Source organism: Nocardioides lacusdianchii (genome assembly GCF_020102855.1).
GTDB classification, from domain to species: domain Bacteria; phylum Actinomycetota; class Actinomycetes; order Propionibacteriales; family Nocardioidaceae; genus Nocardioides; species Nocardioides lacusdianchii.
In genome coordinates, this window is sequence record NZ_JADHZD010000003.1 from 229,770 (window position 1) to 242,432 (window position 12,663).

12 protein-coding genes are annotated in these 12,663 nt (G+C 72.1%); 3 read left to right on the forward strand and 9 right to left on the reverse strand.

The window, feature by feature from the left end; translation table 11 throughout:
- Nucleotides 1-23: 23 nt before the first annotated feature.
- From IRX98_RS05745 to mfd, 6 genes are all read right to left on the reverse strand, one after another.
- Nucleotides 24-656, reverse strand: coding sequence for an FtsB family cell division protein (locus IRX98_RS05745; RefSeq protein WP_224274668.1), 633 nt, complete (start codon nt 654-656; stop codon nt 24-26).
- An 18-nt stretch (nt 657-674) separates the two neighbouring features.
- Complete coding sequence (gene eno, locus IRX98_RS05750; RefSeq protein ID WP_224274670.1) at nt 675-1,952, reverse strand: phosphopyruvate hydratase; 1,278 nt, start codon at nt 1,950-1,952, stop codon at nt 675-677.
- An 80-nt stretch (nt 1,953-2,032) separates the two neighbouring features.
- Nucleotides 2,033-3,349, reverse strand: a complete 1,317-nt coding sequence (locus IRX98_RS05755) for a zinc-dependent metalloprotease family protein (protein WP_224274671.1) — start codon at nt 3,347-3,349, stop codon at nt 2,033-2,035.
- Between the two features lie 29 nt (nt 3,350-3,378).
- Entirely contained in the window at nt 3,379-3,819 is a 441-nt protein-coding gene (locus IRX98_RS05760) for a MazG nucleotide pyrophosphohydrolase domain-containing protein (protein WP_224274672.1), read from the reverse strand.
- A gap of 13 nt (nt 3,820-3,832) precedes the next feature.
- The gene (locus IRX98_RS05765) at nt 3,833-4,525 is read right to left on the reverse strand and encodes a hypothetical protein (protein WP_224274673.1); all 693 of its coding nucleotides are present in this window, start codon (nt 4,523-4,525) and stop codon (nt 3,833-3,835) included.
- A 4-nt stretch (nt 4,526-4,529) separates the two neighbouring features.
- Nucleotides 4,530-8,087: a transcription-repair coupling factor gene (gene mfd, locus IRX98_RS05770; RefSeq protein WP_224274674.1), complete on the reverse strand. Its 3,558-nt coding sequence runs from the start codon at nt 8,085-8,087 to the stop codon at nt 4,530-4,532.
- 226 nt (nt 8,088-8,313) lie between these two features.
- Here mfd and IRX98_RS05775 point away from each other — a divergent pair, with 226 nt between their 5' ends.
- Together IRX98_RS05775 and IRX98_RS05780 are read left to right on the forward strand one after the other, a co-directional pair.
- Nucleotides 8,314-9,012 (forward strand): hypothetical protein, encoded by a 699-nt coding sequence (locus IRX98_RS05775; protein WP_224274675.1) that lies wholly within the window; start codon nt 8,314-8,316, stop codon nt 9,010-9,012.
- 106 nt (nt 9,013-9,118) lie between these two features.
- Nucleotides 9,119-9,793, forward strand: coding sequence for a hypothetical protein (locus tag IRX98_RS05780; protein WP_224274676.1), 675 nt, complete (start codon nt 9,119-9,121; stop codon nt 9,791-9,793).
- A gap of 4 nt (nt 9,794-9,797) precedes the next feature.
- Here IRX98_RS05780 and IRX98_RS05785 read toward each other — a convergent pair whose 3' ends face one another.
- Nucleotides 9,798-10,214: a VOC family protein gene (locus tag IRX98_RS05785; protein WP_224274678.1), complete on the reverse strand. Its 417-nt coding sequence runs from the start codon at nt 10,212-10,214 to the stop codon at nt 9,798-9,800.
- Between the two features lie 70 nt (nt 10,215-10,284).
- Here IRX98_RS05785 and IRX98_RS05790 point away from each other — a divergent pair, with 70 nt between their 5' ends.
- The gene (locus IRX98_RS05790; protein WP_224274680.1) at nt 10,285-10,680 is read left to right on the forward strand and encodes a DMT family transporter; all 396 of its coding nucleotides are present in this window, start codon (nt 10,285-10,287) and stop codon (nt 10,678-10,680) included.
- A gap of 12 nt (nt 10,681-10,692) precedes the next feature.
- On the opposite strand, the gene IRX98_RS05795 is transcribed toward IRX98_RS05790, so the two are convergent.
- Both IRX98_RS05795 and IRX98_RS05800 read right to left on the reverse strand, forming a co-directional pair.
- Nucleotides 10,693-11,463 (reverse strand): 3'(2'),5'-bisphosphate nucleotidase CysQ, encoded by a 771-nt coding sequence (locus IRX98_RS05795; protein WP_224274682.1) that lies wholly within the window; start codon nt 11,461-11,463, stop codon nt 10,693-10,695.
- A gap of 9 nt (nt 11,464-11,472) precedes the next feature.
- Nucleotides 11,473-12,258, reverse strand: coding sequence for a helix-turn-helix transcriptional regulator (locus IRX98_RS05800; RefSeq protein WP_224274685.1), 786 nt, complete (start codon nt 12,256-12,258; stop codon nt 11,473-11,475).
- Between the last annotated feature and the right edge of the window lie 405 nt (nt 12,259-12,663).

Genomic DNA, 12,663 nt, shown 5'->3' on the forward strand with positions numbered 1-12,663 from the left:
GTGCGGGGGAACGTCCTTGTGGGTCACTGCTGGGTCCCGTCGATCAGCTCGGCCGGCTCCGGGTCCGGCGGGGGTGGGTTGCCGGCGAGCTCGACCGACTCCCATGCGGCGGTCCACCAGGCCTTCGGCACGGTCCGGATCACCTCGTCGGGGTCGTTGAGGCTCGCCTGGGCCTCGAGCGGCCTGCCGTCGACGCCGATGACCTCGAAGCCGGACTCGCCGGGCATCAGGTAGCCGAAGCGGGCCCGGGCCTGCGCCTTGACGTACGCCGGGTCGTCCCAGCGCCGCTTCTCGCGCTCGAGCTGGTCGATGCTGGCCTCGCGCTCGGCGATCTGCACCTTCAGGTCACCGATGTGGGAGCGCTGCTGGAGGTAGGCCCGCAGCGACGAGGCGTAGGACACCGTGAGCACGGCCAGCACCAGCACCAGCACCGCCGCCCGCCCGGTGAACCGGGGTCGACGCGGGCCCGCGACAGGGCGCGCCTGCATGGACGTGGAGTCGGACGTGGAGTCGGACCGGGAGTCGGACCGCGGGTCGGGCGTACGGCTGCCGGGCGTGCGCGCCCCGGTCCGCGGCCGGGAGCCGCGGGCACCGGGGTGCGAGCTGCCAGGTCCACTGCCCGGCCCGTTGCGCGGAGATCGGCGCTGGGAAGGCATGCGCCCCAGTCTGCCTGCTCAGGCCCCGAATCGCGGGAAGGCACCCCGACCGGCGTAGCGAGCTGCGTCACCGAGCTCGTCCTCGATGCGGAGGAGCTGGTTGTACTTCGCCACGCGGTCCGAGCGCGCCGGCGCGCCGGTCTTGATCTGGCCGCAGTTGGTGGCGACCGCGAGGTCGGCGATGGTGGTGTCCTCGGTCTCGCCGGAGCGGTGGCTCATCATGTTGCGGAAGCCGGCGCGGTGGGCGAGCTCGACGGCGTCGAGGGTCTCGGTGAGCGAGCCGATCTGGTTGACCTTGACCAGCATGGCGTTGGCCTGGCCGCCGTCGATGCCGCGCTGGAGGCGCTCGACGTTGGTGACGAACAGGTCGTCGCCCACGATCTGGGTCTTCGCGCCGAGGCCGTCGGTGATGGCCTTCCAGCCGTCCCAGTCCTCCTCGTCGAGCGGGTCCTCGATGGAGACGATCGGGTAGGCCGCGACGAGCTCGGTGTAGTAGGCGACCATGTCGTCGCTCGTCAGCTTCTTGCCCTCGAAGGTGTAGCTGCCCTTGTCGTGGAACTCGCTGGCCGCGACGTCCATGGCGAGCGCGATGTCCTTGCCGAGCGTGAAGCCGGCGGCCTTGACGGCCTCGGCGATCAGGTCGAGCGCGGCGCGGTTGCTCTCGAGGTTCGGCGCGAAGCCGCCCTCGTCGCCGAGGCCGGTGGACAGGCCCTTCTTCTTCAGCACCGACTTGAGCGCGTGGTAGACCTCGGCGCCCTGCTGGAGCGCCTCGCGGAAGGTCGGGGCGCCGATCGGCGCGATCATGAACTCCTGGACGTCGACGTTGGAGTCGGCGTGCGACCCGCCGTTGAGGATGTTCATCATCGGCACCGGCAGCAGGTGGGCGTTGGGCCCGCCGACGTAGCGGAAGAGCGGCAGTCCGGCGGACTCGGCAGCGGCCTTCGCGGTGGCGAGCGAGACGCCCAGGATCGCGTTGGCGCCGAGCTTGGCCTTGTTGTCGGTGCCGTCGAGGTCGAGCATCACCTGGTCGAGCAGGCGCTGGTCGTCGGCGTCGAGGCCCACGACGGCTCCGGCGATGGTGTCACCGACGGCGTCCACGGCCTTCTGCACGCCCTTGCCGAGGTAGCGCTTGCCACCGTCGCGCAGCTCGACGGCCTCGAAGGCACCGGTGGAGGCACCGCTGGGCACCGCCGCGCGACCGAACGCGCCGTCCTCGAGGAGCACCTCCACCTCGACGGTGGGGTTGCCGCGCGAATCGAGAATCTCGCGGGCGCCTACGGCAGCGATGATCGACATGGGAGAGCTCCTGATGAGGGACGTCGTGGGACAGCCGTCAGCCTAGCCACGTCGGCGCCCGGCGTCGTGGGGTGTCCGGGTCAGCGCACGTAGCGCGCGACCCGCGGTGCGGTCTGCTTGATCACCCGGGTGTTGTCGGTGTTGTCGTTGTCGGCCAGCGGCTGGCCGCCGTAGGTGTTGGTGGGGCTGGAGAACCACGGGATCCGCACGCACGAGTAGTTGCCCGCGTCGACGCACGGGTCGTAGTAGCCCATCACCGAGATGTAGTTGCCGGCCGGGTTGGCGAAGCCACGGGCGTAGGGGACGCGCGAGGCACGCGTGACGCCGGGGTAGGAGAAGTGGTCGGCGCCGAGGTTGTGGCCGATCTCGTGGGTGGCCACGAGGTAGGGCAGGCACCCCACGCGGGTCACCGAGGCGCCGGCGAGCGGCGAGGCCTGGCGCGGGGTGAGCGGGATGAGGCCCCCGCCGCAGATCCCGGTGGTCGGGCCGGTGGTGAGGAGGTGGACGATGTCGCCGCCCTTCTTGCGACGCACCCGCTGCAGGTTGTCGAAGTGGCCGTCGCGCGGGCGGCCGACGCGGAAGGCGTCCTTGACCGCGTCCTTGCTCTCCTTGCCGCGGGCCTTGACCAGGCCGCGGTAGCGGACACTCGCCTTGATCCCGGAGTTCGACAGCGCCTCGTTGGTCTGCGCGACCACGAGGACGGCGGCCGCCTTCAGCGCCTCCTTGCTCCCGGCCTCGGCCTTGGCGCCGGCGGTGTAGCCGAACATCACGCCGATCCTCACCCGCCGCGCACGCCGCTCGGCCGTGCCTGCGCCAGCGCCGGCGCGCGGGGCGACCCCAGCCGTACGCGTACGCGCGACGACGCCCGCGGAGTCGTCGCCGTCGAGGCCCTCGCGGTCCGCCAGCTCGGTCCACCAGTAGCGCCCGCCGCCCGCGCCGGTGAGCGACCACAGCCCGTCGGGCGAGACGAGCGAGCCACGGAAGGTGCCGTCGACCTCGACCAGCGTGAACGAGGCGAGGTCCTCGCCGGGCACCCGTCCGCTCCAGGCGGTGAAGCCCGGCGCGCTCGCGACGTCGCCGATGCGTACGACGGTGCTGCCCGACGTCCCCGGGAGGGCGAGGCGCTGCCCGTCGGCCACCCGCGGCAGCGCGTCGGTGTCGAGCTCCACGAGCTGGTGGCGCCCCGACAGACCTGCCCGCTCGCCGCTCGCGCGGGCGGTGATGGCCACCTCGGAGAGCAGCGGTCGCGCCGGCGCCGCGGCACCGGACCGCTCCCCCGACCGCTCCCGTGCCTCGGCCGGCGTGGCGGTGGCCGCGCCGGCGAGCGCTGACGCGACGAGCGCGAGCAGCCCGAGGGCGAGGGCAGGACGGCGTCGGGCAGTGGCGAGTCGACTCATGCAGGGCACCTACCGCTCCGGCCCGCGACTCAAACCTCTCCGGGCTCCCGGGCGTGCGCTGCCTTCTCGGCCGCCGCTGCCTTCTCCGCCTTCTCCGCGGCCTTGGCCGCGTTCCACAGCGTCAGCACCTCGGCCGCGTCGACCGCGACCGCGTCGCCGAACACGTGCGGGTTGCGGCGCTCCATCTTCGCGATGACCCCGCGGGCCACGTCGTCGAGCGTGAAGTGACCCGCCTCCTCGGCGATCACCGCGTGGATGACCACCTGCAGGAGCAGGTCGCCGAGCTCGTCGCACAGCGCCGCGGGGTCACCGGACTCGATGGCCTCGACCACCTCCTCGGCCTCCTCGCGGACAAAGGGGACGAGCGAGGTGTGGGTCTGCTCGCGCTTCCAGGCGCACTCCCGCCGCAGGAGGCGCATCTGTTCCGCGAAGGCCTCCATCGGCGAGTCCTGCCCGTCGACCTCCGTCACGACGACGGTCCGCTCAGCCGCAGCGGTGGGTGAGCGGGAGCGTGCGCGCGAAGGCGGGGTCGGGCTCGGTCGACAGGCCGGCCTTCGCCGTCTCGCCGACAGCGACGGAGGTGTTGGTGTCGATCGGGGTCAGCACGCCGTCCACGCTCTCGAGGCCGTAGCGCGGGTCGATCTCGATGCCGTTGGCGTCCGGCCACTGGTTGAACACGTCCACCCCGGCCTGGGTGACCTCGTCAGTGGTCGGCTCGGTGACGCCGCGGTCGGCGAGGACGATCTCGCCGATCTGGTTCACGATATCGGTGGCGAGCGCGTTGGCCGAGGTGAGCTCGACGTAGGTGTCCTGCGCCTCCTCCGGCATGGTGGCGGCCGTGCGGCTGCGCTGGGCCACGTCGTTGGCGTAGCCCGAGCCCGGCTCGACGCCGTACTCGTCGGCGATCTCCATCGCCTGCGCGCGCAGCGTCATCAGCTGGACGGTGCCCTGACGCACGAAGCTCATCGGCAGGACGGTGTTCTGGGCGGCGAACTGGTCACCGAGCGCGGTGCACATCTTCGCAGCGGCCGCGTCGACCTCGCGGACCGTGAGCTCCGCGTCGCCGACCTTGACCGCCACCCCCGGGGAGGCGCTGCCGCAGCCGGTCAGCAGCACGCCGGACAGGCCCACGGCCAGCCAGGTCGGCACGGCCGTCATCAGGCGGGACTTGCTCACGGGGTCACTCCTTGGTCGTTGCGCTCACCGGGGCCGGCACGTCGATCACGTCGTCGATCACGCCGCGGGCCCATTCAAGCAGGGCCACACCGGACACCGGGTTCACGGGGAAGCCGCTGGTCTGCGGCCGCGGCACCAGGATCGTACTGATCGGCGCCTTGACGATGCTGCGCGGATGCAGCCGCTGGAGGCGTACGACGCGGGAGTCGGGCAGGTCGACCGGCGCGAACCGGACGTACTTGCCGGCCACCGTGACCTCCTTGACGCCGACCTGGCGGCAGCGTGCCCGGAAGCGGGCGACGACCAGCAGCGACTCCACCACCGGGGGCGGGTTGCCGTAGCGGTCGAGGAGCTCGGCGCGCACCTCGTCGACGTCGGCGTCGGTGCGCACCTCCGCCAGGCGCTTGTAGATCTCCAGGCGCAGGCGCTCGCTCGGGATGTAGTCGTGGGGCAGGTGGGCGTCGACGGGCAGCTCGATGCGCACCTCCTGGAGCTGGTCGTCCTCGCCGCCACCCTTGAAGTCGGCGACCGCCTCGCCCACGAGGCGGACGTAGAGGTCGAAGCCGACGTCGGCGATGTGACCGGACTGCTCGCCGCCGAGCAGGTTGCCGGCGCCGCGGATCTCGAGGTCCTTCATCGCGATCGCCATGCCGCCGCCGAGGTCGGAGTGCTGGGCCAGAGTCGCGAGGCGCTCGTGGGCGGTCTCGGTGAGCGGCTTCTCCGAGGGGTAGAGGAAGTAGGCGTAGGCGCGCTCGCGGGACCGGCCAACGCGACCGCGCAGCTGGTGGAGCTGGGAGAGCCCGAGGGTGTCGGAGCGCTCGATGATCATCGTGTTGGCGTTGGACACGTCGAGGCCGCTCTCGACGATGGTCGTGCAGACCAGGACGTCGAAGCGCTTCTCCCAGAAGTCGAGCATGACCTGCTCGAGGGCGTGCTCGCCCATCTGTCCGTGGGCGGTCGCCACGCGGGCCTCGGGGACCAGCTCGCGGATCCGCGCGGCGGCCTTCTCGATCGACTGGACCCGGTTGTGGATGTAGAAGACCTGGCCCTCGCGCAGCAGCTCACGGCGTACGGCTGCGACGACCTGGCGGTCCTCGTAGGCGCCGACGTAGGTCAGCACGGGGTGCCGCTCCTCCGGCGGCGTGGTGATCGTCGACATCTCCCGGATGCCGGTGACCGCCATCTCCAGGGTGCGCGGGATCGGCGTCGCACTCATCGACAGCACGTCGACGGAGGTGCGCATCCGCTTCATCTGCTCCTTGTGCTCGACACCGAAGCGCTGCTCCTCGTCGACGATGATGAGGCCGAGGTCCTTCATCTTGATGTCGGGGTTGAGCAGGCGGTGGGTGCCGACGACGATGTCGACCGAGCCGTCCTCGAGTCCGGCGATGACCTCCTTGGCCTCCTTGTCGGTCTGGAACCGCGAGAGGCCCTTGATGACGACCGGGAAGCCCGACATCCGCTCGGCGAAGGTCGACATGTGCTGCGTGACGAGCAGCGTCGTCGGCACCAGCAGGGCCACCTGCTTGCCGTCCTGCACCGCCTTGAAGGCCGCGCGGACCGCGATCTCGGTCTTGCCGTAGCCGACGTCGCCGCAGACCAGCCGGTCCATCGGGACGACCTGGCGCATGTCGGCCTTGACCTCGTCGACGGTGGTGAGCTGGTCGACGGTCTCGGTGAAGGGGAAGGCGTCCTCGAGCTCGCGCTGCCACGGGGTGTCCGGCCCGTAGGCGTGGCCCTTGGTGGCCTGGCGGGCGGCGTAGAGCTTGATGAGTTCGGCCGCGATCTCGCGGACCGCGCGGCGCGCCTTGTTCTTGCGCTTGGTCCAGTCGCCGCCACCGAGGCGGTCGAGGCTGGGGTTCTCGCCGCCGACGTAGCGGGTGACCTGGTCGAGGGTGTCGGCCGGGACGTAGAGCATGTCGTTGGGGCCGCCGCGCTTGCTGGGGCCGTACTCGAGGACGAGGTACTCGCGCACCGCGCCGCCGATCTCGCGCTGCTTCATCTCCACGAACCGACCCACGCCGTGCTGCTCGTGGACGACGTAGTCGCCGGCCTTGAGCTCGAGCGGGTCGATCTGCTTCTTGCGCCGCGTCGGCATCCGGCGCATGTCGCGCGTCGAGGTCTTCTGGCCCGACAGGTCGTCCCCGGTCACCACTGAGACGCGTGCCTCGTCGTCGACGAGGCCGTGCACGACGTGGCCGCAGGTCACCGTGACGACGCCGGGGCCTGCGGTGTCGCCCTCCTCGACCAGCCGGGCGGCGATGTCGTGCTCACCGAGCAGCTCGACGAAGCGCTGCGCGGGACCGTGGCCTGCGTGGACCACGACGACGTCCCGCGACTCGTCGAGCCAGCCGCGGATGTCGGCGATCGCCTGCTCGAGGTCGCCGCGGTAGGCCTCGGCGCCGTTGATCGGCAGCGTGAGCGAGCCGGCGTCGTCCTCTGCCTCGATTCCGCTGTGCCCGATTCCAAAGGGACTCACCGCCCACCACGCGTGGCCCAGTCCGAGGGCGTGCTGGCGCACGTCGGCGATCTCGCGGTAGGACGCGGCGCCGAGGTCGATCGGCGCGGTGCCGCCACCGGCCGCCGCGGCCCACGACGCACCGAGGAACTCTTCGCTCGTCGCGACCAGGTCGTGCGCGCGGCTGCGGGCACGCTCGGGGTCGAGCACCAGCACGGTGGTGCCGGCGGGCATGAGGTCGACGAGGAGCTCCATCCCCTCGACCAGGACCGGGGCGAGCGACTCCATGCCCTCGACCGCGATGCCGGCGGCCATCTTGTCGGTGAGCTCCAGCAGCTGCGGGTGCGCCCGGCCGAGCTCGGCGGCGCGGCGGCGTACGTCGTCGGTGAGCAGCAGCTCACGGCACGGCGGGGCCCAGAGCCGCGGCACCGTCTCCAGGGTGCGCTGGTCGGCGACGGAGAAGGCGCGGATCTCCTCGACGTCGTCGCCCCAGAACTCCACGCGGAGCGGGTGCTCCTCGGTCGGCGGGAAGACGTCGACGATGCCGCCGCGCACCGCGAACTCGCCGCGCCGCTCGACCATGTCGACGCGGGTGTACGCCGCCTCGGCCAGGCCGCGGACCACGTCCTCCATGGCCCGGGCCTCGCCCGGGGCCAGCTCGACCGGCTCGATGTCGGCCAGGCCGGGGACCTGCGGCTGGAGCAGGCTGCGGATCGGCGCGACGACGACCTTCAGCGGACCGTTGGCGGCGTCGGTGCCGGGGTGGCGCAGCCGCCGCAGCACCGCCAGGCGCCGCCCGACGGTGTCGCTGCGCGGGCTCAGCCGCTCGTGCGGGAGCGTCTCCCAGCTGGGGTAGTAGGCCACCGAGTCGGGGTCGACGAGGTCGCCCAGCTCCTCGACCAGGTCCTCGGCCTCGCGCGAGGTGGCGGTGACCGCGAGGACCGTCCGGCCGCGCTCGACCAGGCCGTGGACGACGTAGGGGCGCACGGCGGTGGGGCCGGTGAGGTCGAGGGCGGGCAGCACCGCGGCGTCGGCCAGAGCGCCACCCAGGGTGGGGGCGGCGATGAGCCGCCGGGCGACGGCGAGCAGGGGCGTGGACGGCACCGGGATCCCTTCGAGAGCGCGCGTGAGAGCCCCACGGACGAGCGGGTGGGGGGAGGGTGAAAGTCTACGGGGGCTGCCCGACACGGGTGCGCGGGGGAACAAGGGGAACCGACGGCCTCGATCAGGGGGTTTGTCCCACGCGTCACGGGGGTAGCAGGCACACAGCGTCCGGCGCCCGAGCGTCGGACGACATCGAACGTCCACCTTGAAGGGAAACAACGGGGACATGCGCATCACTCGTCTCGTGGCCGGCACGGTCACCGCCGGCCTGCTCGGCATCACGCCCATCGCGATCTCGGCTCCGGCCCAGGCCGCCGTCACGGTCGTCACCGCGACCTCGCTCAGCTCGACCCAGGTCGAGTACACCTACGGCGACCGGATCTTCTTCGACGCCGCCGTCACCACCAACGACCCGAACAACGCCTACGCGCCGGGTGCCGCCACGCTCTACATGAAGCGCGGCGGCTCGGAGACGTGGGAGGCCGTGTCGAGCGACGAGGGCGTCAGCTACCTCTACTTCACCGACCTCACCGCCGTCGCCAACGCGACCTACAAGGTCCTCTACCCGGGCGGCACCGACGGCACCGGCGACGTCTACCTGCCGAGCGAGTCGCCCGAGTTCGCGATCTCGACCGCCCGCAAGATGACGATCAAGAACCCGCGCGGCACCTTCGTCAAGGGCAAGATCTCGCCGGACTACAAGAAGAAGAAGATCCTGATCCAGAAGAAGGTCGGGAAGAAGTGGAAGAAGTTCCGCACCCTCAAGACCAACAAGAAGAGCCAGTTCCAGACGACGCTGCCCGCGACCCGGAAGCGCACCTACTGGCGCTTCCTGGCCAAGGGCAACGCCGAGTTCGCGACCGCCTCGTTCGAGGGCTCGACCATCCGCTACCGCTCCGCGGCCCCGCGCGTCACGGTCCGCTGACCACCAGCGGGTCGCTGCTCCACTACTGAGCCGGCCGGGCACCGGGTCGTCACCGACGACCGGGTGCCCGGTCGACTTCTCTCCCGCTCCGGGAGAGGATCACCCCATGCGCACCAGTCGTCTCGTCACCGGCGTCGTCGCCGCCAGCCTGCTCGGCGCCACCCCGCTGGCCCTCGCCGCGCCCGCCGAGGCACGCGAGACCTGGTCCACGACCACGACGGCGGAGCCGAGCGCGGACCTCGTCGAGTTCGGCGAGCAGGTCGACATCGGCCTCGAGGTCGACAGCGCGACCGGGTCCTCGCCGGTGGTCGGCACCTCCACCCTCTACGCCCGCCGCGCCGGCACGGCGGACTGGGTCGCGGTGGCCACCAACTCCTCCCCCGGCGCCGACTTCCTCGACGTGGCCCCCCGGATGACGACCACCTACAAGGTCGTCTACGGCGGCGGCACCGAGAGCGACACCGTCAAGGGCGACCGCTACGCCTCGAGCGAGTCCGCCCCGTTCACCGTCGCGGTCAAGCGCCGCATCACCCACCCGTCGGCCGGCTTCGTCCTCGAGGGCCGTGTGACGCCCCGCTACCGCAGGAAGCCGGTGCGCATCCGGGCCAGCCGCGACCAGGAGACGGGCTACGAGCTGGTCCGCGTCGTGCGCACCGACCGCCGCGGGCGCTACTCGTTCCGGCTCCCCCAGCGCAGCGGCACGTGGTACTGGATCATCAGCGTGCGCGGCGACAAGCGCTTCCGCGGCGCCGCCTTCGGCTACGAGACCAGCGTCTTCTGATCCCTCAGGTGGTGGTGGCCGCGGCCGCAGCCGCGTCGATCTCCCCCTGCGAGCGCAGCACGCAGAACTGGTTGCCCTCCGGGTCGGCGAAGACCACCCACCCGGTGCCGGGCCCGTGGACGTCGCGCTGGTCGTCCAGCTGCACCGCGCCGAGGGCGCGCACCCGCTCGACCTCCTCGTCGCGGGTGCCGGCGCGTGGGCGTACGTCGAAGTGGATCCTCTTGGCCGGCAGGTCGGCGTCCGGCACCTCGATGAACAGGATCGCGTGGCCGGTCCCCGGGTCCACGACCATGCACTCCTCGTGCCCCGGCTCGTTGGCGTCCCCCTCGACGTCGACGTAGCCGAGCACCTGCTTCCACCACTCGGAGAGCTCGTAGGCGTGGTGGCAGTCGACGGTGGTGTGGGCGACGAAGGAGGTCATGGCGCCACGCTCGCAAGGCGTACGGCGCCCCGCAAGCGGTTTCTCCCCGAGTTGCCCGGGACCCACCCGCGTGACACCGTCGACCCTGCCCCGCGACGTGGGCGACCGGACGAGGGAGCCGGAGGGAGGACAGCGGCGACTGACGATGGCCATGTCGTGGTTCGTGCTCGTGCTCTCAGGCGTCCTGGAGGCGGTGTGGGCCACCGCGCTCGGTCGCTCCGAGGGCCTCACCCGTCCGGTGCCGACCGCCACCTTCCTGGTGGCGCTGGTCCTGAGCATGGGTGGCCTGGGCTACGCCATGCGCACGCTCCCGGTCGGCACGTCGTACGCCGTGTGGGTCGGGATCGGCGCCGTGCTGACGGTGGTGGTCGCGATGGCCACCGGCACCGAGTCGTTCTCGGTCGTCAAGGCGCTGCTGCTGACCGGGCTCGTGGCGTGCATCGTGGGCCTCAAGCTCGTGCACTGAGAGCCCGGGCGTCTACTGCGTGCCGTTGCGGCGGACGAAGTCGACGATCTGCTCGGCCAGCTCGGGGCGGCACACGATGAGGTCGGGCAGCGACGTGTCGTCCGCGTTGTAGACCAGCGGGGAGCCGTCGACCCGGCTGCAGTGGAGGCCGGCGGCGCGGGCGACCGCGACCGGTGCGGCGTTGTCCCACTGGTACTGCCCACCGGCGTGGACGTAGGCGTCGGCGACGTCGCGCACCACGCTCATCACCTTCACCCCGGCGCTGCCCATCGGGACCAGCTCGGCGTCCAGCTCGGCGGCCAGCGCCTCCACGAAGGCCGGCGGGCGGCTGCGCGAGACCGCGATGCGCGGGCGCTGCGACGTGCGCGGCGGCACCACGCTGGGACGGCCGGTGCTGAAGGTCTCCCCGAGCGCCGGCTGTGCGACGGCCCCGGCGACGAGGTCGCCGTCGGCCCACAGCGCGACGTGGACGGCCCAGTCGTCGCGCGGGGGCTCGGAGAACTCACGGGTGCCGTCGAGGGGGTCGATGATCCAGACCCGCGGGGCCGTGAGCCGCGACTTGTCGTCGGCAGCCTCCTCCGACAGCACCGCGTCGTCGGGACGGTGCGCGGTGAGGAGGCGGTCGAGCTCGGCCTGCGCGGCGGCGTCGCCGGCGTCCTTGAGGGCCTTGCCCTCCAGGCCGTCCGCAGCCGCCCCGGCTCGTACGTCGAGCAGCACGGCGCCGGCTCGCTCGGCCGCCCAGACGGCGAAGGCGTGGTCGTCGAGCGTGGTGGGATCGATCATGGGTGAACCCTATCCGCGGGCGGCGGGGCTCACGCGGTGCAGGCCGGGATCGGCCTCCGACACCTCGAACCTCGTCGCTCCGGGGCGGAGCGCGCCGGTCCCACGGCGGGGTCGCGGCACCGTGGGGACCGGGACGCCGCCACCGTGGACCTGCTGGTAGATCGCGACCGCCTTGAGCTGGGTGCGCACGCCGAGCCGGGCGCGCAGCGACTTCACGTGGCTGCGCACCGTTCCGCTGGACACCCCGAGCTCGGCCCCGACCTCGGAGACGCGGCGACCGGACGCGAGGAGCTCGAGGACGCGGTGCTGCTGCGGGGACAGGCTCGCGAGGCGGATCTCGAGCTCGCGGCGCCGGTCGACGCTCCTCGCCCACGCGGCTCGCAGGGCCCGTCGTTGGTCGGGGTCCATGACCGTGCCGCCGGCGGCGAGGGTCGCCGCCGCCCGGGCGAGCTCGGCCACCGAGGTGGCGGAGGTCATCACGTCCAGGGCTTCGCGATCGAGGACGCCACCCCACCGGACAGCACCCTCCTCCGACGTGATGACGAGCACGCGGACGTCGGTGGTGACCAACAGGTCCTCCACCACACCCAACACCGCCGAGTTGTCAAGACCGTTCGTCACGACCACCAGCAGGTCTGGCATGGCCTCGGGAGCCGTCGCTCGGGCTCCCCGAGGGACCAGGTCGTCCCACTGCCGCGCGTCCGCGGCGGTGCCGACGGACTCGAGCGCGGCAGCCACGGCCTGCGCCACCAGCAGGTGCGGCGACACGACGCACACGCCTCCCGCACCACTCATCGACACTCCTCGTGCGTCCTGGAGGACCGAGCCTGCCGGGCGTGGCGCGGGGGGATGTCCAGCCTCCGGGGAATGTGCACCGAATTGGGGAGGGAGCACGTAGGGCCGAGTCCTCATGGGTGTGCCTGCCTGGTCGTGGTGGGACGCTCGAGGGGGATTGAGCCTCCGCGGGTGCGGCCGCGGCTCGCCGCGCTCCGGACGCGCGCCGTGGCGACATCTTGTCCGGCGCTACCGCCGCACTGACCTCGGTCTGCGGACGTCCTTGACCATTTTTGATGAACGACTAGAAGGTCCGGACCAGACCGCACCTACCAAAAAATCGGTACGCCGCACTGCGGGGTGGACACCCCGGGCGCCGCGGTCGGAAGGTGCACCTGGGAGACCTGCTCGGTCGGCGTCATCGGG

What these genes read in the sequence shown, in the direction of transcription:
- IRX98_RS05795 (WP_224274682.1), bottom strand. Translation starts at nt 11,463, where the DNA reads ATGATCGATCCCACCACGCTCGACGACCACGCCTTCGCCGTCTGGGCG.
- IRX98_RS05800 (WP_224274685.1), bottom strand. Translation starts at nt 12,258, where the DNA reads ATGAGTGGTGCGGGAGGCGTGTGCGTCGTGTCGCCGCACCTGCTGGTG.
- eno (WP_224274670.1), bottom strand. Translation starts at nt 1,952, where the DNA reads ATGTCGATCATCGCTGCCGTAGGCGCCCGCGAGATTCTCGATTCGCGC.
- IRX98_RS05785 (WP_224274678.1), bottom strand. Translation starts at nt 10,214, where the DNA reads ATGACCTCCTTCGTCGCCCACACCACCGTCGACTGCCACCACGCCTAC.
- IRX98_RS05780 (WP_224274676.1), top strand. Translation starts at nt 9,119, where the DNA reads ATGCGCACCAGTCGTCTCGTCACCGGCGTCGTCGCCGCCAGCCTGCTC.
- IRX98_RS05755 (WP_224274671.1), bottom strand. Translation starts at nt 3,349, where the DNA reads ATGAGTCGACTCGCCACTGCCCGACGCCGTCCTGCCCTCGCCCTCGGG.
- IRX98_RS05775 (WP_224274675.1), top strand. Translation starts at nt 8,314, where the DNA reads ATGCGCATCACTCGTCTCGTGGCCGGCACGGTCACCGCCGGCCTGCTC.
- IRX98_RS05745 (WP_224274668.1), bottom strand. Translation starts at nt 656, where the DNA reads ATGCCTTCCCAGCGCCGATCTCCGCGCAACGGGCCGGGCAGTGGACCT.